Source organism: Serratia sp. CY27727 (assembly GCF_052169275.1).
Taxonomy (GTDB): Bacteria; Pseudomonadota; Gammaproteobacteria; order Enterobacterales; family Enterobacteriaceae; genus Serratia; species Serratia sarumanii.
On the sequence record NZ_JBJNLB010000015.1, the window covers coordinates 71,205 to 93,004 of the forward strand.

A 21,800-nucleotide genomic window follows, 5' to 3' on the forward strand; every position below is an offset into this window, starting at 1 on the left:
ATACGCTCCATTAACGCCCGGCCAAAGGAGGCTGGTACCCGATGCCTGTCAGGCGGTGCGGAAAGACGGAACGGTTCTGTTCGCCTTAGCCGCAGCCGGTAGGCCAAAAGATGACGGGTACAGCGCGCGGTCCCGCCTGCCGGGCGTAGGTCTGGCAGGACAGCGGGCGGGCGGCAGACCGCAGAAGAGAAGGGTTAATGCGGCGGCGGAAAGGCCCCGGCGCCGCGCTGCGAAGTCATGCAACTTCCCGCAATACAACAGGTTCCAAGTGTAGCCCAATTTGCTCGCCGTCGGGCCGCAGGTCGGCCACCGACCGGTTGAGCACGTCAACCAGCAATTCTACACCGCGAACCTGAATCCGATAGCGTACCACATTCCCGAGCAAACTGTGGCCCAGGATCACCCCGCCGATCCCCTGCCCGGCCGGCAACAGGCCGATCGATTCGGGCCGGATCGCCACCTTGCCGACATAGCTGCGCCCGGTCAGCTGGGCGGCCTGTTCGGCGGTCAGCAGATTATAGTTGCCGATAAACCCGGCGGCGAAGGCGTCCGCCGGCTGGGTATACAGGGTTTCCGCATCGCCGCTCTGCACGATCTGCCCCTTGTTCATCAGCACGATGCGATCCGACAAGGTCAGCGCCTCTTCCTGATCGTGGGTGACGAAGATCGCCGTCAGGTTCAGCTCGCGTTGAATGCGCCGGATCTGCTCGCGCAGGTGTTTGCGGATGCGCGCGTCCAGCGCCGACAGCGGTTCGTCGAGCAGCAGCAGCCGCGGGCGAGTGACCAGCGATCGCGCCAGCGCCACGCGCTGACACTGGCCGCCCGACAGCTGATGCGGATAGCGCTTCGCCAGATCGCTCAGCTCCACCAGCGCCAGCACCTCCTGCACCCGCTGGCCGATCTGCCCGGCCGCCAGCTTCTGCATTTTCAGCCCGAAGGCCACGTTGCCTTCCACCGTCATATTGGGAAACAGCGCATAGCTTTGGAACACCATGCCGATGCCGCGCTTTTGCGGCGCCAGCGGCACCAGATCCTGACCCTGCAACAAGATTTGCCCGCTGTCGACCGGGGTCAGGCCGGCCAGGCAGCGCAGCAGCGTCGATTTGCCGCAGCCGCTCGGCCCCAGCAGGGTGACGAACTCCCCCTCTTCGGCGGTGAAATCGATATCCTGAAACACCTGCGTCTGGCCATAGTGTTTGTTCAGGCGGGTGACGTTGAGATAAGCCATCAGGTTAACCCTTGTTTTTATTCAGCAGGTTCGCCAGCCAGGTGACGAGCAGCACCACGGCGAAATAGGAGATGACCAGAGCGCTGGTGAAGTGCCCGCTGCCGTTGCGCATGTTGTACAGGTAGACCTGCAGCGTTTCATACTGGCTGCCCACCAGCAGGTTGGCGAACACGAACTCGCCGATCAGGAACGAGAACGACAGCAGCACGGCGATCGTTCCGCCCTTGCGCAGGTTCGGCAGCACCACCCACAGCGCCGCCTGCCAGGTGCTGGCGCCGAGCAGGTGCGCGGCGTCCATCAGATCGCGCAGGTTGATCGCCTGCATGTTGTTGCTGATGGCGCGGTAGATAAACGGCAGCGCGATGGTGAAATAGCAGCCCACCAAAATCCAGGGAGTGCCGAGCAGCGGCAGCGGATCGGCGGCGAACAGCTGCATCAGCCCCACCGCCGACACCACCGGCGGCACGGCGAACGGCAGCAGAATCAGCACGTTCATCACCGCGTCCAGCCTGGGGAAGTAGTAAGCGATCACAAACATCGCCGGCAGGATCACCACTACCGACAGCAGCAGCGTGCCGAAGCAGATCAGCAGCGAGTGCCACAGCGCCTGCAAAAAGCGCGGGTCGCTCCACAGCGCCGTCAGCCACTTCAGGGTAAAACCGTCCGGTAAAATGGTGGCGCCCCACTGGGTGGCCAGCGCGTAAATCAGCGTCGCCGCCAGCGGCAGCAGCAGGATCAACAGCAGCAGGCCGGTCACCGTGCGATGGTACAGGCGTTCAGCACGCGACATGAGCATTCTCCATCCGATTATGAGCGCGCATTGAGGTAGCTCCTGCGCAGCATCCATTGGTGGATCACCGTGATAAACGCCATCATCACCACCAGCAGCATCGCCAGCGCGCTGGCCAGGTTCGGATCGAGGGAGATGTCCCCCGCCACCAATGCCGAGATGCGGATCGGGATCACGTTGAAGTTGCCGGTGGTCAGCGCGTACACCGTAGCGTAGGCGCCCAGCGCGTTGGCCAGCAGGATGACGAAGGTGCCCATCAGCGCCGGCGCCAGCACCGGCAGGCCGATATGCCGCCAGTAGCGCCAGGGGCCGGCGCCGAGCAGCGCCGCCGACTCGCGCCAGTCGGCGCGCAGCGCGTCGAACGCCGGATACAGCAACAGCACCCCCAGCGGGATCTGGAAATAGGTATACAGCACGATCAGGCCGCTCTTCGAATAGAGATTGAAACTCTCCATCAAACCGTATTTGCGCAGCAACAGCGTCAGGCAACCGTTCAGCCCCAGCAGAATGACGAAGGCGAACGCCAGCGGCACCCCGGCGAAGTTGCTGGTCATGTTGGTGAACGACATCACGAAGTCATGAAATCGGGTCTGGCCGAGCTGGCGCAGCGAGTAACTGCCCACTAACGCAATCAGCAAGCCGTAGACGCTCGACCACAGCGAGATCTCCAGCGAGAACTGAAAGGCCTGCAGGTAGAACGGCGAGGTGAGGATATCGACATAGTTGCCCCATCCCCAGCCGCCGGTCTCGCTGAAAAAGCTGTGAACGGCGATCCACACCAGCGGGGCGATCTGAAACGCGCCGAACAGCACGATAAACGGCAGCAGGCACAGCGCGGCGATCCATTTGGTTTGGCCGTTCATCGCGCATCCTGCGCCAGCAGCGCCCGACAACGCGGCTTGTCATGCGGCACCTGCAGCAGATCGCAGATCGTGCCGCACAGCTCGGTTTGCTGCGGATCGGCATCGTCCTGGCTGAAGCCCGAGCCGAACACGAACAGCGGCACCTGGCGCTCTTCCGGCAACACGCCGCCGTGGCTGCGATCGTCGTTCATGCCGTGATCGGCGGTGACCAGCACCTGATAACCGGCCGCCAGCCACTCGGGCAGATAGCGCGACAGCGAGCCGTCGGCGCGCCGCGCCGCGTTGCGGTACTGCGGCGAAGAGAGGCCGAAGCGGTGCCCGGCGTCGTCGATGTTCATCGGGTGGATCAGCAGGAAATCCGGCTGATGCCGCAGGCGCAGGCTTTCGGCGTCGTCGAACAGATGGCTGTCGGGATAGCCGTCGTCGTAATAGAAATGCCCGTGCTGGATCGGCAGCTCGGGGGCGTCGGTATGGCGGTCGCGCGCGGCGTCGAACGGCGTGCGGTTATACAATTCGCTGAACCAATGATACGCGGCGGCGGCGGTGGTCAACCCGGCGGCGCGCGCGTAATGAAACACGCTTTGTTGATGAGAAAGGCGCGAGACGTGGTTGTGCACCACGCCGCTCTCCACCGGCGTGACGCCGGTGAGGATGCATTCATACAGCGGCCGGGAGAGCGAGGGCAGCTCGCTCTCCAACAGGTACAACCGTCCGCGTCCCGCCGCGCATTCGGCCTGCAGATAGCCCATGGCGTCGTGCGCCACCCGGTAGTTGAGGCCGTCCAGCAGCACGAGGATCGTTTTCATGGTGCGTTAACTCACTGCTGCATAAACATAATGACGTTTTCCTGCCACAGACGCGGCAGCGCTTTGGCGCTCTGTTCCCAGGCCGCCGGATCGGCGATCGGGTGCGCGTTCTTGTACTGCTCGGCCGGCAGCAGCTTGGCCTTGACGTCGTCCGGCAGCGTCAGATGCTCGGCGCGGATCGGGCGCGCATAGCCGCGCGCCAGGTTGATCTGGCCGGCGTCAGAGAAGATGTATTCGCGCGCCAGCTTGGCGGCGTTCGGGTGCTTGGCGTATTTGTTGATGATGGTGGTGTAGCCGGAGGTGATCGAGCCGTCCGACGGGATCAGCACTTCAAAACGGGTTTTGTCGATCTGATCGCGGTAGTTCAGGCCGTTGAAGTCCCACACCACGCCAACCTGCACTTCCCCTTTCTCCAGCGATGCGATCACCGGATTGCTCAGGCTCAGACGGCCGGCCTTGGCCAGCTTGCCGAAGAATTCCAGGCCCGGCTTGAGGTTTTTCTCGTTGCCGCCCATGGCGTAGGTGGCCGCCAGCACGCCGCTGGCCGCCTGCGACGCGGTGCCGACGTCGCCGATGGTGACCTGATAGCTGCCCTTCAGCAGATCGGCCCAGCTGTGCGGAATGTCTTTCACCTGCTGTTTATTGATGATGAAGGCGATAGTGCCGGTGTAAGCCAGCGCCCAGTGGCCGTCTTTGTCTTTCGCCCACTCCGGCACCTGATCCCAGGTAGAGGGTTTGTACGGCTGCGTCACGCCCTTCTGCACCGCCACCGGGCCGAAGGCCGCGCCGACGTCACCAATGTCCGCCGTGGCGTTGTTCTTTTCCGCATCGAATTTGGCGATCTCCTGCGCGGAGCTCATGTCGGTATCGACATGCTTCAGGCCATATTTGCTCAACAGATCTTGCCAGGTGCCTTTCCAGTTGGCCCAGCTGTCCGGCATGCCGACGCTGTTGACTTCGCCTTCTTTCTTCGCGGCCTGCTCCAGCGCCGCCAGATCGGTATCCGCGGCCCAGCTCATCTGGCTGGATAACACGATGGCACTGGTTAACACAGAAGCGCACAAACGTTTCATAACTGATGCTCCAGGTGGTAGTGTGGGGATGGTTGGACTAGTCCAGCAAGGACCAAACCAATCTAACGGACGAATGTGATAATTATATGTCAGCTTAAAAAAGCGACGGTTTTATCACCCATTGCAACGGCGAAAACGCGACGCTGGTCTACCTTAAGGGAGGCCAAACGCACTGAAACGGGACACCCGCTGTATGAGTGAAGCACCGACGACCGTAGCCACCATCTGCCAAACGCTGAACGCGCGCATCGCCGCAGGCGAATTCGCCGTGGGCGGCAAGCTGCCCTCCGAACGCGCCCTGAGCGAACAGTTCGCCACCACCCGCATTACCTTGCAGGAGGCGCTCGGCCAGTTGGAGGCGCAGGGGGTCATCTACCGCCAGGTGCGGCGCGGCTGGTTCATTTCGCCCCCGCGCCTGATCTATAACCCGCTGCAGCGCAGCCATTTTCACGCCATGGCGCAGCAACAGGGGCGCGCCGCCCATACCGAGGCGATCGACAGCGCGGTAGTCACGCTCGACGCGCCGCTGGCCGGCCGCCTGGCGCTGCCTCCCGGCGCGCAGGCCTATCGCATTCGCCGGCTGCGCTACATCGATGGGCGCGCGGTGCTGTACTGCGAGCACTACCTCAACCCGGCCTACTTCCCCGGCATACTGGACGAAGATCTGACCCAGTCGCTGACCGCGCTGTACGCCGCGCGCTACGGCATTCACTACGGCCGGGTGCGTTTCGACATGCTGCCCACCCTGCTGCCGCAGCAGGCCGCCGCCATGCTGAAGGTGACCTACGGCAGCCCGGCGCTGTTCATTACGCGGGTGAACCGCGATCAGCACGACCGGGTGATCGATTGCGACCTGGAGTATTGGCGTTACGATGCGCTGCACATCGACGTGGAAGCGCAGTAAATGACAAGGGCGCATCGCTGCGCCCTTAAAGAGGAAATCAGTCGGCGTCGTAGCCGAGGTTAGGCGCCAGCCAGCGTTCGACCTCGCTCACGCTCATCCCTTTACGCGCCGCGTAGTCTTCCACCTGATCGCGCTGGATCTGCGCCACCGCGAAGTATTTGCTTTCAGGATGGCTGAAGTACCAGCCGGACACCGCCGCGCCCGGCCACATGGCGAACGACTCCGTCAGCTCCATGCCGGTGTGGCGGTTGACGTCCAGCAGCTGCCAGATGGTCGCTTTCTCGGTGTGTTCCGGACAGGCGGGGTAGCCCGGCGCCGGCCGGATGCCCTGATAGTTTTCGCGGATCAGCTCTTCGTTGCTCAGGCTCTCGTCGGCGGCATAGCCCCAGTGCAGCTTGCGCACCTGCTCATGCAGGTATTCGGCGAAGGCCTCCGCCAGGCGATCCGCCAGCGCCTTAACCATGATTTTGTTGTAATCGTCGTGCTGCGCGTCGTACGCCGCCGCCAGCGCGTCCTCCTCCAGCCCGCCGGTCACCGCGAAGGCGCCGAAGTAGTCGGCCTTGCCGCTGCTTTTCGGCGCCACAAAGTCCGCCAGGCAGTAGTTCGGGAAGTCGGTTTTTTCCGTCTGCTGGCGCAGATGGCGGCTCACCGCCAGCACCTCGTCACGCCGTTCGTCGCGGTACACCTCCACGTCATCGCCGACGCGGTTGGCCGGGAACAGACCGTAAACGCCGCGCGGGTTGAGGCTGCGCTCGGCGGCCAGCCGATCCAGCATCTGATTGGCGTCGTGGAACAGGCGTTTGGCCTCTTCCCCCACCACCTCGTCTTCCAGGATGCGCGGGTATTTGCCCGCCAGCGACCAGGTCATGAAGAACGGCGTCCAGTCGATGTAGTGGCGCAGCGTCTCAATGCCGGCCGCCACCGGGAACACGCCGAGCTGCCGCGGCACCGGCGGCTGATAATCGGCCCAGTCCAGCGCCATGGCGTTGGCGCGCGCCTTCTGCAAATCGACCGGCGGCGTGCGCGGCTTTTTGCGCGCATGCTGAATGCGCACCGTTTCATACTCTTTGCGGGTGCGCGCCACAAACTCGTCGCGCTGGGTGGCGGACAGCAGCGCCGACACCACGCCCACGGTGCGCGAGGCGTTTTGCACGTAGGTGGTCGGGCCGCTGTAGTTCTGCTCGATTTTCACCGCGGTGTGCGCCTTGGAGGTGGTGGCGCCGCCGATCAGCAGCGGCAGCGTAAAGCCCTGTCGCTCCATCTCTTTGGCCACGTTGACCATCTCGTCCAGCGATGGCGTGATCAGCCCCGACAGGCCGATGATATCGACGTTCTCCTCGCGCGCGGTGCGCAGGATTTTCTCCGTCGGCACCATCACGCCCAGATCGACGATTTCATAGTTGTTGCACTGCAGTACCACGCCGACGATGTTCTTGCCGATGTCGTGCACGTCGCCCTTCACCGTCGCCAACAGGATTTTGCCCGCGGAGGTGCCCTGCTGCTTGCTGGCCTCGATGTACGGTTCCAGATAGGCCACCGCCTGCTTCATCACGCGGGCGGATTTCACCACCTGCGGCAGGAACATCTTGCCCTCGCCGAACAGATCGCCGACCACGTTCATCCCCGCCATCAGCGGCCCTTCGATCACTTCGATCGGGCGTTCGGCCTGCTGCCGCGCTTCTTCGGTGTCCAGCTCGATAAATTCGGTGATGCCCTTCACCAGCGAATACTCCAGCCGTTTCTCCACCGGCCAGCCGCGCCACTCCGCCTGCTGCACCGCCACGTCATTATCTTTGCTGCCACGGTATTTTTCGGCCAGCTCCAGCAGGCGTTCGGTGCCGTCCTCGCGACGGTTGAGGATCACGTCCTCCACCGCGTCGCGCAGCTCGGCGCTTAAATCGTCATAAATCGCCAATTGCCCGGCGTTGACGATGCCCATGTCCATGCCGTTGCGAATGGCGTGATACAGGAACACCGCATGGATCGCTTCACGCACCGGATCGTTGCCGCGGAACGAGAACGACACGTTGGACACGCCGCCGGAGATCATCGCGTGCGGCAGGTGGGTTTTGATGTCGGCGCAGGCTTCGATAAAGTCGACGGCGTAGTTGTTGTGCTCTTCGATACCGGTAGCGACGGCGAAAATGTTCGGGTCGAAAATGATGTCTTCCGGCGGGAAGCCGACGCGCTCGGTCAGAATGTTATAGGCGCGGCGGCAGATCTCGAACTTACGCTCGCGGGTGTCAGCCTGCCCCACTTCGTCGAACGCCATCACCACCACCGCGGCGCCATAGCGGCGCACCAGTTTGGCGTGATGGATAAAGGCCTCTTCGCCCTCCTTCATCGAGATCGAGTTGACGATGCCCTTGCCCTGGATACATTTCAGGCCTTTCTCGATAACGGACCACTTGGAGGAGTCGATCATGATCGGCACCCGGGCGATATCCGGCTCGCCGGCGATCAGGTTGAGGAAGCGCACCATCGCCGCTTCGGCGTCGAGCATCCCCTCGTCCATGTTGATGTCGATGATCTGCGCGCCGCTCTCGACCTGCTGGCGCGCCACGTCGAGCGCCTCATTGTATTTCTCTTCTTTGATCAGCCGTTTGAATCGCGCCGAACCGGTGACGTTGGTGCGCTCGCCGACGTTGACGAACAGGGTGTTGGCATCGATGGTCAGCGGCTCCAGGCCCGCCAGGCGGCAGGCGACCGGGATCTCCGGCAGCCGGCGCGGCGGCACGCCCTCGACCGCCTTGGCCATCGCGGCGATATGTTCCGGCGTGGTGCCGCAGCAGCCGCCGATGATATTGAGAAAGCCGGCCTGCGCCCACTCCCTGACCTGGCGCGCCATCTCGGCCGCATCCAGATCGTACTCGCCGAAGGCGTTCGGCAAACCGGCGTTCGGGTGCGCAGTGACGTAGGTCTCCGAGATGCGCGCCAGCTCGGCGACGTACTGACGCAGTTCGTCCGGGCCCAGAGCGCAGTTCAGGCCGAAGGTCAGCGGCTTGACGTGGCGCAGCGAATTGTAAAACGCCTCGGTGGTCTGGCCGGACAAAGTGCGGCCGGAAGCGTCGGTGATGGTGCCGGAAATCATGATCGGCAGTTCCACCCCCAGCGCTTCGAATTCGGTTTCCACCGCAAAGGCGGCGGCCTTGGCATTCAGGGTGTCGAAGATGGTTTCGATCATGATCAGATCGACGCCGCCCTCCACCAGCGCACGGGTCGATTCGCGGTAAGCCGTCACTAGCTCGTCGAACGAGATGTTGCGGAACGCCGGATCGTTGACGTTCGGCGAGATGGACGCGGTGCGGTTGGTCGGCCCCAACACCCCGGCGACGTAGCGCGGTTTTTCCGGCGTGCGCGCCGTCCATTCGTCGGCGCAGGTGCGCGCCAGGCAGGCGGCCTGATAGTTAATCTCGGCGGACAGCGACTCCATGTGGTAGTCGGCCATGGCGATGGAGGTGGCGTTGAAGGTATTGGTTTCAAGGATATCGGCGCCCGCCTCGAGATAGGCGTAATGAATGGCGGCGATCACTTCCGGCTTGGTCAGCACCAGCAGATCGTTATTGCCTTTCAGATCGCTGCGCCAGTCGGCGAAACGCTCACCGCGGAAATCGCGCTCATCCAGACGATAGCTCTGGATCATGGTGCCCATGCCGCCGTCCAACACCAAAATGCGCTGCGCTAACTGGCGGCGCAGTTGTTCTACTCGATTCGTCACTGTAACCCCTTCCATTGCCATCCAGCCCATTGCTCAACTGCCGCAAAAACCAACGAGTCATCCTAGCACAGCTTGTAAGGACAAAGGGCCAGACGACAATTGAGAGTTTTTCAGGTTGTGCGCCAACACCTCCGATGAGCTGACGGCGACTTGCAATTCATCGACAAAAAACGAAAATGAATTCCATCATACGGAAAAAGGAATCTTACCCATGGCCACCCCTGCTCCCGCCAAACGCGGCAAGAAGCCCCGCGCAGCAGCCCCGGCCGCCAGTGCGGCGACCGGCCAGGTACAATCGTTGACCCGTGGCCTGAAGCTGTTGGAGTACATTTCGGAAGCCCAGGGCAACGTGGCGCTGACCGATCTGGCCCAGCAGGCCGGCCTGCCGAACTCCACCACTCACCGCCTGCTCACCACCATGCAGCAGCAGGGATTCGTGCGCCAGGTCGGCGATCTCGGCCTGTGGACCATCGGCTCGCACGCCTTTGTGGTCGGCAGCAGCTTCCTGCAAAGCCGCAACCTGCTGGCGATGGTGCACCCGACGCTACGCCGCCTGATGGAAGAGTCCGGCGAAACCGTCAACCTGGCGGTGCTGGATACCAGCGAGTACCAGGCGATCATCATCGATCAGGTGCAGTGTACGGCGCTGATGCGCATGTCGGCGCCAATCGGCGGCAAACTGCCGATGCACGCCTCCGGCGCCGGCAAGGCGTTCCTCGCCACCCTGCCGGACGATCAGGTGACCAAACTGCTGCACAAGAAAGGCATGCACACCTACACGCCGCACACCCTGACGCCGCACAACCTGAAAGAGGGGCTGGCGCAGATCCGCAAACAGGGCTTCTCCTTTGACGACGAAGAGCACGCGCTCGGCCTGCGCTGCGTGGCGGCCTGCATCTTCGACGAGCACCGCGAAGCCTTCGCCGCCATCTCCATCTCCGGCCCGGTGTCGCGCATCACCGACGATCGCGTGATCGAGCTGGGGGCGCTGGTGATCCACGCGGCCAAAGAGATCAGCCTGGCCTACGGCGGCGTGCGCTGATCCCACCCCTCCGAGGGGCGCCCCTGCGCGCCCTCTCTCCTGATTCCTTGCTCTGTTGTCAGCATGTAACAGGCTATCGGCATCCTGTGTAGCGCACGGGAAAAAAGCTTGAAGCCGATCACAGTTAACGATCCTCACGGCGAAAGCCCATTGCAACCGCTCAAACTTCCTTCGACAATGTTACCGATAACATGTTACCGGTAACAAACAAGCTGAACGAAGGTAACGTCACCCGGTGTTTTGGAGCCAAGCCATGACCAACAATCAAAATCGCATTTACGTCGTTATGGGCGTTTCCGGCAGCGGCAAGTCCGCCGTCGCCGCCGCCGCGGCCCGCCAACTCTCCGCCGGCTTCCTCGACGGCGACTTCCTGCATCCGCGCAGCAACATCCTGAAGATGGCCGCCGGCGAAGCGTTGAACGACGACGATCGCGCCCCGTGGCTGGCCGCGCTCAACGACGCCGCCTTCGCCATGCAGCGCACCAACAACGTGTCGATCATCGTCTGCTCGGCGCTGAAAAAGCAGTATCGCGACCGCCTGCGCGCCGGCAACGGCAACCTGTCGTTCATCTATCTGCACGGCGAGTTCCCGGTGATCGAATCCCGCCTGGCGGCGCGTAACGGTCACTTCTTCAAACCGCAGATGCTGGTCACCCAGTTCGCCGCGCTGGAGCAGCCCGGCGCCGACGAGAACGACGTGATGGCGATCGACATCAACCAGCCGCTGGACGCAGTGATCGCCGATACCGTGCGCCATATCCAGAGCTTCCTGCCGCAGGGCGTGTGCGCGTGAGTACCGTAACGCTGGTCAGTACCGCAGTCGGCTCGGTTTTACTGCTGTTATTCCTGGTGATGAAGGCGCGCATGCACGCCTTCGTCGCGCTGATGCTGGTGTCCATCGCCGCCGGCATCTTCTCCGGCATGCCGCTGGACCATATTGCCGACACCATGCAAAAAGGCATGGGCGACACGCTGGGTTTCCTGGCGATCGTGGTGGCGCTCGGGGCGATGTTCGGCAAGATCCTGCATGAGGTCGGCGCGCTCGATCAAATTGCGGCGCAATTGCTGAAACGATTCGGACAAAGCAAGGCGCACTACGCGCTCGGCATCGCCGGCCTGATCTGCGCGCTGCCGCTATTCTTCGACGTGGCGGTGGTGCTGCTGATCGGCATCGTGTTCGCCGTGGCGCGCCGCACCGACGGCAATATCGTCAAGCTGGCCATTCCGCTGTTCGCCGGTGTGGCCGCCGCCGCCTCCTTCCTGCTGCCGGGGCCGGTGCCGATGCTGCTGGCTTCGCAGATGAAGGCCGACTTCGGCTGGATGATCGCCATCGGCCTGGTGGCGGCGGTGATCGGCATGCTGATCGCCGGCCCGCTGTACGGCAGCTTTATCAGCCGCTTCGTCAACTGGCCGATGCCGCCGGAAGAGAACGAGCCGACGTTGACCAAGGGCAATTTGCCGTCGTTCGGCTTCAGCCTGGCGCTGGTGCTGTGCCCGCTGGTGCTGGTCGGCATGAAGACCATCGGCGCGCGGCTGGTCACCCCCGGCTCGCAACTGCAGCAGTGGCTGGAGTTTATCGGCCACCCGTTCACCGCCATTCTGCTGGCCTGCCTGATCGTGATTTACGGCCTGGCGAAGCCGCGCGGCATGAGCAACGAACAGACGCTGGCCATCTGCTCCGCCGCGGTGCAACCGGCCGGGATCATCCTGCTAATGACCGGCGCCGGCGGGGTGTTCAAACAGATCCTGGTGGATTCCGGCGTAGGACCGGCGCTGGGTGACGCCATGATCGGCGCCGGCCTGCCGATCGCCGTGGCCGCCTTCGCGCTCTCCGCCATGGTGCGGGTGATTCAGGGCTCGGCCACCGTCGCCTGTCTGACCACCGTCGGCCTGGTGCTGCCGGTCACCAGCCAGCTCGGGCTGAACGGCGGGCAGCTGGCCGCGCTGGCTATCTGCATCGCCGGCGGCTCCATCGTGCTGAGCCACGTCAACGACGCCGGTTTTTGGCTGTTCGGCAAATTCACCGGCGCCAACGAACTGCAAACGCTGAAAACCTGGACGGTGATGGAAACGATTCTGGGCAGCGTCGGCGGCGCTATCGGCATGATTGCATTCACGATGTTTTAAATCCTAAATCGCCCCCGGCCTTGCACACCAGGGCTGCAAATCATCCCCGGGGGCACCGCCACAGGCGGCGACTATAACAACAGCAATGTGAGGAAGGCATGATTAACCCAACCTTGTCCCGTGTCACGCAGCGCATCATCCACCGTTCCCAGGCCAGCCGCGCCGCCTATCTGGCGCGCATCGAGGCGGCCCGTTCCCAAACCGTCCACCGCGCGCAGCTGGCCTGCGGCAACCTGGCCCACGGCTTCGCCGCCTGTCAGCCCAATGACAAGACGGCGCTGAAAAACATGGTGCGCAGCGATATCGCCATCATCACCGCCTACAACGACATGCTGTCGGCCCACCAGCCGTACGAACACTACCCGCAGCGGCTGAAGCAGGCGCTGAAGGCGGTGGGCGCCGTGGGCCAGGTGGCCGGCGGCGTGCCGGCGATGTGCGACGGCGTGACGCAGGGGCAGGACGGCATGGAGCTGTCGCTGATGAGCCGTGACGTGATCGCCATGTCGGCCGCCGTCGGCCTGTCGCACAATATGTTCGACGGCGCGCTGTTCCTCGGCATCTGCGACAAGATCGTGCCGGGGCTGGTGATGGCCGCCCTCTCCTTCGGCCACCTGCCCGCGCTGTTCGTGCCGGCCGGCCCGATGAGCAGCGGCCTGCCGAACAAGGAAAAGGTGCGCGTGCGCCAGCTGTACGCCGAGGGCAAGGCCGATCGTCTGGCGCTGCTGGAAGCCGAGGCCGCCTCCTATCACGGCATCGGCACCTGCACCTTCTACGGCACCGCCAACACCAACCAGATGGTGATGGAAGTGATGGGCCTGCACCTGCCGGGCGCCTCTTTCGTGCATCCGGATACGCCGCTGCGCGACGCGCTGAACGACGCCGCTGCGCGCCAGGTGACGCGACTGACCGACACCGCCGGCAACTACCTGCCGATCGGCCGCCTGGTGGACGAGAAAGTGGTGGTAAACGGCATCGTCTCGCTGCTGGCCACCGGCGGCTCCACCAACCTGACCATGCATCTGGTGGCGATGGCGCGGGCGGCGGGCATCATCATCACCTGGGACGATTTCTCGGAGCTGTCGGAGGCGGTGCCGCTGCTGTGTCGCATCTACCCGAACGGCCCGGCCGACATCAACCAGTTCCAGGCCGCCGGCGGCGTGCCGCTGGTGGTGCGTGAGCTGTTGCAACACGGGCTGCTGCACGAAGACGTGCACACCGTGGCCGGTTTCGGCCTGCACCGTTACACCCAGGAACCCTGGCTGGATAATGGCCAGCTGGTGTGGCGCGAAGGCGTAGCCGGCTCGCTCGACGCCAGCGTGATCGCCAGCGTCGCTCAGCCGTTCGAACATCACGGCGGCACCAAAGTGATGGCCGGCAATCTGGGCCGTGCGGTGATGAAAACCTCGGCGGTGCCCGCCGACAACCAGATCATCGAAGCGCCGGCGGTGGTGTTCGACAGCCAGCACGACATCGTGCCGGCGTTTGAAGCCGGCAAGCTGGATCGCGATTGCGTGGTGGTGGTGCGTTTCCAGGGGCCGCAGGCCAACGGCATGCCGGAGTTGCACAAGCTGATGCCGCCGCTGGGCGTGCTGATGGATCGCGGCTTCAAAGTGGCGCTGGTGACCGACGGCCGCCTGTCAGGCGCCTCCGGCAAGGTGCCTTCCGCCATCCACGTCACCCCGGAAGCCTATACCGGCGGCCTGCTGGCGAAAGTGCGCGACGGCGATCCGATCCGCGTCAACGGCCGCAGCGGCGAGCTGCAGGTGCTGGTCGACGCCGACGAACTGGCCCAGCGCACGCCGTGCCAACCCGATCTGAGCGCAGAACACATCGGCTGCGGCCGCGAGCTGTTCGGCGCGCTGCGCAGCCAGCTGTCCGGCGCCGAGCAGGGCGCCTGCTGCATCACATTTTAATCGATAGCCTGGCCGCATCGCCGCCTGGCAGAGGCCACAAAGGAGAACGTCATCATGAACAAGTGGAAAACAAGCGCCGAGCAGATCCTGACGGCGGGGCCGGTGGTGCCGGTGATCGTGATCAACAAGCTGGAACATGCGGTGCCGTTGGCGAAAGCGCTGGTCGCCGGCGGCGTGCGGGTGCTGGAAGTGACGCTGCGCACCGCCTGCGCCATGGACGCCATTCGCGCCATCGCCCAAGAAGTGCCGGAAGCGATCATCGGCGCCGGTACCGTGATCAATCCGCAGCAGCTGCGTGAAGTGACCGAGGCCGGCGCGCAGTTCGCCATCAGCCCGGGGCTGACCGACGAGCTGCTCAAGGCGGCTACCGCCGGGTCCATTCCGCTTATTCCGGGCATCAGCACCGTTTCCGAACTGATGCTGGGCATGGATTACGGCCTGCGCGAGTTTAAATTCTTCCCGGCGGAAGCCAACGGCGGCGTAAAAGCGCTGCAGGCGATCGGCGGCCCGCTCCCGCAGGTGCGCTTCTGCCCGACCGGCGGCATCTCGCCGGACAACTACCGCAGCTATCTGGCGCTGAAAAGCGTGCTGTGCATCGGCGGCTCCTGGCTGGTGCCGGCGGACGCGCTGGAAAGCGGCGACTACGCGCGCATCACCGAACTGGCGCGCGCCGCCGTCGCGAGCGCCCAGGCCTGATTTACATCGCAGCGGTGGCGGCCGGCAGCGCCGCCCCGCTGCGCTGGCTGAACCGCTGCTTCTTGCGGTAAGCGAACACGTCTTCCACGTGCCCCTCGCGGATGCGCTGCTGTAACCCGCGCCAATACTCCGCGGTAAACAGATCGCTGTGCAATTCTTCAAACACCTGCCGAATGCGCCGATCGCCGCACAGGAAGTGGCGGAACTCCTCCGGGAACACGTCGTTGGGCGCGATGCTGTACCACGGCTCGCTGGCCAGCTCGTCCTCCGGATAGCGCGGCGGCGGAATGTCGCGGAAGTTGACCTCGGTCATGTAGCAAATTTCGTCGTAGTCGTAGAACACCACCCGCCCGTGGCGCGTCACGCCAAAGTTCTTGAACAGCATGTCACCGGGGAAGATATTGGCGGCGGCCAGCTGCTTGATGGCATTGCCGTACTCTTCGATCGCATCGCGCATCTGCTGGTCGTTGGCCTGCTCCAGATACAGGTTCAGCGGCGTCATGCGCCGCTCCATATACAAGTGCTTAATCACGATGCGGTCGCCGAGATCCTCCAGCTTGCCCGGCACTTCGTGCTGCAGCTCCGCCAACAGCGCCGGGCTGAGGCGCGCCTTGTCGACGACGAAATTCTCGTACTCCTGGGTATCCGCCATGCGCCCGACGCGGTCATGCTCTTTCACCAGCTGATAGCAGGCCATCACCTGTGCCTGCGTCACCTCTTTTTGCGGGGCGAATTCGTCTTTGATCACTTTAAACACCCGATCGAAGGATGGCAGGGTGAACACCAGCATCACCATGCCCTTCACCCCCGGCGCGATAATGAACTGCTCCTGCGACTGCGCCATAAAGGTCAGGTATTCGCGATAGCATTCGGTTTTGCCGTGCTTCTGGCAGCCGATCGCCATGTACAGCTCGGCGGTGGTCTTGCCCGGCAGGATCTCGCGCAGCCACTCCACCATCGCCGCCGGCAGCGGCGCATAGACCATGAAATAAGATCGGGCGAAGCCGAAGACGATGCTGGCCTCGGCCTTACCGGTCAGGCAGGCGTCGATAAACAGCGCGCCCGACTCGCTGTGGTGGATAGGCAGCAAGAACGGATAAACGCCGTCGGCCAGACGCAGCTTGCCGACCAGCCAGGCGGCCTTGTTGCGATAGAACAGTTCGTTGGCGATCTGGAAGGTTGCCCCCGCCAACTGCTGTGCGCTGAAGGCGCATTGCAGCGCCTGAGTGATGTAGTGAATATCGCGCGTCAAATCCTCCCACGGCAGCCGCAGCGGCAGATCGCTCAGCACGCTGCGCAGCATCGCCGGCAGATCGCCATTGGGGGTGAAATCGCGCGCCAGCGGACGCGGGATGTCGCGAAAGCGCCGCTCCGGCTGCGAACTGAAGACGAACAGCTTGTCCGGCGTCAGATCGCGGTGCTTGAACAGCCGACAGTAGACCGAGTTAAAGAAGCTTTCGGCGATCTCGAAGCGCGGGTAGTCCGGCAGCAGGTCGATATAGACCGCTTTGACCCGGCTGGGGAAGTCAGCGTCGAAGTATTTCTGCCCGGTGATGCATTTGAGCTGCTCCACCACCAGGCCGACGTGATGGTCATACAGATGGATGCGCTTTTTCATCGCCCGCTGCACCGCCGGCCAGTCCGCCTGCTCGAAGCGCTGCTGCGCGCCGGCGGTCACTTCCAGAAAGCGGCCGTACTGCGCATCGAAGCCTTGCAGGATCGTCTGTGCGATCAACAACTCCAGTTTTGCCGCCATCCTTACCCCCGCCAGAAAAAGAAGCCTGCGCATGCAGGCTCCGGATGAAACGTCTTTAAGCTTGCCGCATCAGAACTGCTGTTCTTCCGTCGAACCCGTCAGCGCAGTGACCGAAGAGGCGCCGCCCTGAATGATGGTGGTGACCTTGTCGAAGTAGCCGGTGCCCACCTCTTGCTGGTGCGACGCGAAGGTGTAACCGCGATCCACCGCGGCGAACTCCGCCTGCTGCACCTTCTCGACGTAGTGTTTCATGCCCTCGCCCTGCGCATAGGCGTGCGCCAGGTCGAACATGTTGAACCACATGCTGTGAATGCCCGCCAGCGTAATGAACTGATACTTGTAGCCCATGTCCGACAGCGCCTGCTGGAAGCGGGCGATGGTCTGGTCGTCGAGGTTCTTTTTCCAGTTGAACGACGGCGAGCAGTTGTAGGCCAGCAGCTTGCCCGGGTATTTGGCGTGGATGGCGTCGGCGAAGCGCTGAGCGGCATCCAGATCCGGCGTAGAGGTTTCGCACCACACCATGTCCGCGTAAGGGGCATAAGCCAGGCCGCGGCTGATCGCCTGCTCGACGCCCGCATGGGTGCGGAAGAAGCCTTCCGCCGTGCGCTCGCCGGTGACGAAGGCGCTGTCATACGGATCGCAATCGGAGGTCAGCAGGTCGGCCGCATCGGCGTCGGTGCGGGCGATCACCAGCGTCGGCACGCCGAGCACGTCGGCCGCCAGGCGCGCGGCGACCAGCTTCTGAATCGCTTCCTGCGTCGGCACCAGCACTTTGCCGCCCATATGGCCGCATTTCTTCACCGCCGCCAGCTGATCTTCAAAGTGTACCCCGGCGGCGCCGGCGGTGATCATCGCTTTCATCAGCTCGAAGGCGTTCAGCACGCCGCCGAAGCCGGCTTCCGCATCGGCGACGATCGGCAGGAAGTAATCGGTATAGCCTTTGCTGCCCGGCTCAATCTGGTTCGCCCATTGGATCTGATCGGCGCGGCGGAAGGTATTGTTGATGCGCTCGACCACCTTCGGCACCGAGTCCACCGGATACAGCGACTGGTCAGGGTACATGGCCGCCGCGCTGTTGGCGTCCGCCGCCACCTGCCAACCGGACAGGTAGATAGCCTCGACGCCGGCCTTGGCCTGCTGCAGCGCCTGGCCGCCGGTCAGCGCGCCCAGGCAGTTCACGTAGCCTTTGCGCGCCTTGCCGTTCAGCAACGCCCACAGTTTGGCGGCACCGTTTTGCGCCAGAGTGCATTCCGGGTTGACCGAACCGCGCAGGTTGATCACGTCTTCGGCGCTGTAAGGGCGGGTGATGCCTTCCCAACGGGCCGATTTCCATTCCTGTTCCAGCTGCTGGATCTGTTGAGAGCGAGAGGTAGACATAATTTTTATCCTTTCAGTCGTGTAGGGTTGATTGGGAAAATTCAGGCCAGCAGCTCATAGCCGGGCAGCGTCAGGAAATCGATTAACTCATCTTGCGTGGTGATGCGCTCCATCAGGCGCGCCGCCTCTTCGTACCGGCCGGCGTTAAAGCGCGCTTCCCCCACTTCCTCACGCACCACCAACATCTCTTCTTGCAGCATCTGGCGGAACAGCGCCTTGGTGACCGGGCGCCCGTCGCTCAGGCTCTTCTCGTGGTGGATCCACTGCCAGATAGACGTACGGGAGATTTCCGCCGTGGCCGCATCTTCCATCAAACCGTAAATCGGCACGCAGCCGTTGCCGGAGATCCAGGCTTCGATGTACTGCACCGCCACGCGAATATTGGCGCGCATCCCCGCTTCGGTACGCTCGCCATCGCACGGTTCCAGCAGCTGTGCGGCGCTGATCGGCGCGTCTTGCTCACGCAGCACCTCCAGCTGGTTTTGGCGATCGCCCAATGCTTTGCCGAATACCTCCATCACCGTGTCCGCCAGCCCCGGGTGCGCCACCCAGGTGCCATCGTGGCCGTTGTTGGCCTCCAGCTCTTTGTCCGCCCGTACCTTGTTCAGCACCCAGGCGTTTTTCTCGGCGTCTTTGCTCGGGATAAACGCTGCCATGCCGCCCATCGCGAACGCGCCGCGCTTATGACAGGTTTTGATCAGCAGGCGCGAATAGGCGCTGAGGAAAGGTTTCTCCATGGTCACCGACTGACGATCCGGCAGCACGCGATCGCCGTGATTCTTCAGCGTTTTGATGTAGCTGAAGATGTAATCCCAGCGGCCGCAGTTCAGACCCACGATGTGATCGCGCAGGTGGTAGAGGATTTCGTCCATCTGGAACACCGCCGGCAGGGTTTCGATCAGCACGGTCGCTTTGATGGTGCCGCGCGGCAGATCGAAACGATCCTCGGTAAAGCTGAAGACATCGCTCCACCAGGCCGCCTCTTCCCAGGACTGGGTTTTCGGCAGGTAGAAATACGGGCCGCTGCCCTTGGCCAACAGTTGGCGATAGTTGTGGTAGAAGTACAGCGCGAAATCGAACAGGCCGCCGGGAATGGCTTCATCACGCCACAGCACGTGCTTCTCCGGCAGATGCAGGCCGCGCACGCGAGCGATCAATACCGCCGGGTTCGGCTTCAACTGGTAGATCTTGCCGGCTTCATTGGTGTAGGAAATGGTGCCGTTAACCGCATCGTGCAGGTTAATTTGGCCGTCGATGACTTTGTCCCAGCTTGGCGCCAGCGAGTCTTCGAAGTCCGCCATAAACACTTTTACGTTGGCATTAAGCGCATTGATCACCATCTTTCGCTCGACCGGCCCGGTGATCTCGACCCGGCGGTCACGCAGATCTTGCGGAATGCCGCGGATCTGCCAGTCACCTTCACGAATGGAAGTGGTTTCCGAAATAAACCCCGGCAGTTCGCCGCGATCGATATTTTGCTGCCAGCGGACACGCGCCGCCAGCAGCTCGTTGCGCCGCGGCGTGAATTTCCCCACCAGTTCCGCCAGGAATTCAACCGTTTCATCGGTCAACACCTGGCGCTCCGCTGCGGCGAAACCCTGCGTAAACCTTAACTCCGTGCCTGCTATCTGTTGCGTCATGACCTTGCTCCTTCCCATCGTTGCGCCCGCGCGACCGGCGCATTTTCATCAGAAATCACTGTGGATCAGGGCGGATGAAACGATCCTCAACTGGTCAGATCTCATCCCGATAGTTCTAAGAATACTCAACAAAAAATAAAAATCAAAAACCATTTCCATTTTATTATTAAATATTTTATTAACACTTTATTATCAATTGGTTAGATAAGATAACAATAATGACAGGTAAGGAAATCGCTTCCAGTAAATTGATGAAGACGCACTAACGCCTTGTTGAACAAAGAATTTACTGGAGAAGTGACGGATAAAAAGAGGATCTTGCAGAGGATCAACGGAGCGGCGGCCTCGATTCAGCCGCCGGCAGGCAGAAAAGATCAGTCGAGCGTCGGATTCATATGACGCAGATCGTACGGCGTGATCTGGTAGACGTAATAGTTGAGCCAATTGGAAAACAGCAGATGGCCATGGCTGCGCCAGGTGGCTTTCGGTGTCAGTGCGGGGTTGTCATCGGGGAAGTAGTTGAGCGGAACGGCGGGATCGAGGCCAGCTTCGTGGTCGCGACAATACTCCCCCGCCAGGGTCAGCGCATCATACTCCGGATGGCCGGTGACGAACGCCAAGCGCTTATCCCTGCTGGCGAACAGGTAGGCGCCCGCCTGTTCGGATTCGGCCAGAATATCCAGGTCGGTATATTGGCGAATCACCTCGGTCGGGAAATCGGCATAGCGTGAATGCGGCGCCAGGAAACTTTCGTCAAAGCCGCGCGTCAGCAACGCATGCTGCTGCAGCGTTTGGTGTGGGTAAACGCCGGAGAGCTTCACTTCGCGCGTCATCTTGGGAATGCCATACAGAATATTCAACGCCGCCTGTACCGCCCAGCACACGAACAGCGTGGAGGTAACGTGGTTCTTGGCCCAGTCGATCACCCGTTCGATCTGCGGCCAGTAGGCAACATCGCAGAAATCGACCAACCCCAGCGGCGCGCCGGTGACGATCAGACCATCGAAGTTCTCGTTCTGGATATCCTCGAAGTCGCAGTAGAAGTTATTCAGATGCTCGGCCGGCGTGTTCTTCGATTCGCGGCTGTCGATACGCAGCAGCTGGATATCAATCTGCAGCGGCGAGTTGGACAGCAGGCGCAAAAACTGATTTTCCGTTTCGATCTTCTTTGGCATCAGGTTGAGGATCAGCACTTTCAGTGGCCTGATTTCCTGTGTTTTTGCCCGCGAGGATGTCATCACGAAGACATTCTCACCGCGCAAGAAATTGACCGCAGGTAACTCATCAGGAACACGAATCGGCATTGCTTAACCCTCACACATCCATTTATACGTTTAGACTTCTAGATGCCCGAAGATAGCGTTTTTTTCCGTCGCTGTCGAGCATTCAGCGGAAAGGTGAAAATGTTTCATTGCGCGATCTGCGCCAAGATATGAGTAGAGGGAGTAAAGGGGCTGAAAAGCAAAAAGGCCATCCTTTCGGATGGCCTCTTGGCTTATTTGATGCTTGGCAGTGTCCTACTCTCGCATGGGGAGACCCCACACTACCATCGGCGCTACGGCGTTTCACTTCTGAGTTCGGCATGGGGTCAGGTGGGACCACCGCGCTATTGCCGCCAAGCAAATTCTTTTTTCTGCCGAACTTCTAAACCCACTTTAAATAAAGTGGTGCTGATACCCAGAGTCGAACTGGGGACCTCACCCTTACCAAGGGTGCGCTCTACCAACTGAGCCATATCAGCACGCTTAATTTGATGCCTGGCAGTGTCCTACTCTCGCATGGGGAGACCCCACACTACCATCGGCGCTACGGCGTTTCACTTCTGAGTTCGGCATGGGGTCAGGTGGGACCACCGCGCTATTGCCGC

The 21,800-nt window shown here is 62.2% G+C and carries 16 protein-coding genes, 1 tRNA gene and 2 rRNA genes; 6 read left to right on the top strand and 13 right to left on the bottom strand.

The window, feature by feature from the left end:
• Nucleotides 1-235: 235 nt before the first annotated feature.
• From ACJ8HB_RS23330 to ACJ8HB_RS23350, 5 genes are read right to left on the bottom strand one after another with little or no spacing between them, the layout of a single operon-like run.
• Nucleotides 236-1,228 carry an ABC transporter ATP-binding protein gene (locus tag ACJ8HB_RS23330; RefSeq protein WP_033649699.1) on the bottom strand — a complete coding sequence of 331 codons (993 nt, stop codon included), beginning with the start codon at nucleotides 1,226-1,228 and terminating at the stop codon, nucleotides 236-238.
• Between the two features lie 4 nt (nucleotides 1,229-1,232).
• Nucleotides 1,233-2,018, bottom strand: coding sequence for an ABC transporter permease (locus tag ACJ8HB_RS23335; RefSeq protein WP_047570342.1), 786 nt, complete (start codon nucleotides 2,016-2,018; stop codon nucleotides 1,233-1,235).
• Nucleotides 2,019-2,035: 17 nt separating this feature from the next.
• Nucleotides 2,036-2,881: an ABC transporter permease gene (locus tag ACJ8HB_RS23340; protein WP_047570340.1), complete on the bottom strand. Its 846-nt coding sequence runs from the start codon at nucleotides 2,879-2,881 to the stop codon at nucleotides 2,036-2,038.
• A complete protein-coding gene (locus ACJ8HB_RS23345) occupies nucleotides 2,878-3,687 on the bottom strand; it encodes an alkaline phosphatase family protein (RefSeq protein WP_033649695.1) in 810 nt (269 codons plus the stop codon). The genes ACJ8HB_RS23340 and ACJ8HB_RS23345 overlap by 4 nt, the downstream gene beginning before the upstream one ends.
• Before the next feature lie 11 nt (nucleotides 3,688-3,698).
• The gene (locus ACJ8HB_RS23350; protein ID WP_033631954.1) at nucleotides 3,699-4,760 is read right to left on the bottom strand and encodes an ABC transporter substrate-binding protein; all 1,062 of its coding nucleotides are present in this window, start codon (nucleotides 4,758-4,760) and stop codon (nucleotides 3,699-3,701) included.
• Between the two features lie 193 nt (nucleotides 4,761-4,953).
• Between ACJ8HB_RS23350 and ACJ8HB_RS23355 the strand changes: the two genes are divergently transcribed.
• Nucleotides 4,954-5,664, top strand: a complete 711-nt coding sequence (locus ACJ8HB_RS23355; protein ID WP_033636232.1) for a UTRA domain-containing protein — start codon at nucleotides 4,954-4,956, stop codon at nucleotides 5,662-5,664.
• Between the two features lie 37 nt (nucleotides 5,665-5,701).
• Here the strand turns inward: ACJ8HB_RS23355 and metH are convergent, their stop codons facing one another.
• The gene (gene metH, locus ACJ8HB_RS23360; protein ID WP_094860199.1) at nucleotides 5,702-9,397 is read right to left on the bottom strand and encodes a methionine synthase; all 3,696 of its coding nucleotides are present in this window, start codon (nucleotides 9,395-9,397) and stop codon (nucleotides 5,702-5,704) included.
• Nucleotides 9,398-9,593: 196 nt separating this feature from the next.
• Between metH and iclR the strand changes: the two genes are divergently transcribed.
• The 5 genes from iclR (at nucleotide 9,594) to ACJ8HB_RS23385 (ending at nucleotide 15,160) form a co-directional block, all read left to right on the top strand.
• A complete protein-coding gene (gene iclR / locus ACJ8HB_RS23365; protein WP_004936648.1) occupies nucleotides 9,594-10,424 on the top strand; it encodes a glyoxylate bypass operon transcriptional repressor IclR in 831 nt (276 codons plus the stop codon).
• 253 nt (nucleotides 10,425-10,677) lie between these two features.
• On the top strand, nucleotides 10,678-11,217 hold the full coding sequence (gntK, locus tag ACJ8HB_RS23370; RefSeq protein WP_094860200.1) for a gluconokinase: 540 nt from the start codon (nucleotides 10,678-10,680) through the stop codon (nucleotides 11,215-11,217).
• Complete coding sequence (gntU, locus tag ACJ8HB_RS23375; RefSeq protein WP_079657000.1) at nucleotides 11,214-12,551, top strand: gluconate transporter; 1,338 nt, start codon at nucleotides 11,214-11,216, stop codon at nucleotides 12,549-12,551. The genes gntK and gntU overlap by 4 nt, the downstream gene beginning before the upstream one ends.
• Nucleotides 12,552-12,649: 98 nt before the next feature.
• Nucleotides 12,650-14,464, top strand: coding sequence for a phosphogluconate dehydratase (gene edd, locus ACJ8HB_RS23380; protein ID WP_094860201.1), 1,815 nt, complete (start codon nucleotides 12,650-12,652; stop codon nucleotides 14,462-14,464).
• A gap of 54 nt (nucleotides 14,465-14,518) precedes the next feature.
• Nucleotides 14,519-15,160, top strand: a complete 642-nt coding sequence (locus ACJ8HB_RS23385; protein WP_047570335.1) for a bifunctional 4-hydroxy-2-oxoglutarate aldolase/2-dehydro-3-deoxy-phosphogluconate aldolase — start codon at nucleotides 14,519-14,521, stop codon at nucleotides 15,158-15,160.
• A 1-nt stretch (nucleotide 15,161) separates the two neighbouring features.
• Here ACJ8HB_RS23385 and aceK read toward each other — a convergent pair whose 3' ends face one another.
• From aceK to rrf (ACJ8HB_RS23420), 7 genes are all read right to left on the bottom strand, one after another.
• A complete protein-coding gene (aceK, locus tag ACJ8HB_RS23390; RefSeq protein WP_047570333.1) occupies nucleotides 15,162-16,916 on the bottom strand; it encodes a bifunctional isocitrate dehydrogenase kinase/phosphatase in 1,755 nt (584 codons plus the stop codon).
• Between the two features lie 69 nt (nucleotides 16,917-16,985).
• The gene (gene aceA / locus ACJ8HB_RS23395) at nucleotides 16,986-18,293 is read right to left on the bottom strand and encodes an isocitrate lyase (protein WP_004936630.1); all 1,308 of its coding nucleotides are present in this window, start codon (nucleotides 18,291-18,293) and stop codon (nucleotides 16,986-16,988) included.
• A 41-nt stretch (nucleotides 18,294-18,334) separates the two neighbouring features.
• Complete coding sequence (aceB, locus tag ACJ8HB_RS23400; RefSeq protein WP_047570329.1) at nucleotides 18,335-19,933, bottom strand: malate synthase A; 1,599 nt, start codon at nucleotides 19,931-19,933, stop codon at nucleotides 18,335-18,337.
• Nucleotides 19,934-20,307: 374 nt separating this feature from the next.
• Nucleotides 20,308-21,237, bottom strand: coding sequence for a homoserine O-acetyltransferase MetA (gene metA / locus ACJ8HB_RS23405; RefSeq protein ID WP_047570327.1), 930 nt, complete (start codon nucleotides 21,235-21,237; stop codon nucleotides 20,308-20,310).
• Nucleotides 21,238-21,437: 200 nt separating this feature from the next.
• Nucleotides 21,438-21,553, bottom strand: a 5S ribosomal RNA gene (gene rrf / locus ACJ8HB_RS23410).
• A 45-nt stretch (nucleotides 21,554-21,598) separates the two neighbouring features.
• Nucleotides 21,599-21,674: transfer RNA gene (locus ACJ8HB_RS23415), tRNA-Thr, on the bottom strand.
• A gap of 14 nt (nucleotides 21,675-21,688) precedes the next feature.
• Nucleotides 21,689-21,800: ribosomal RNA gene (gene rrf / locus ACJ8HB_RS23420) — 5S ribosomal RNA — on the bottom strand; the annotation flags it as partial.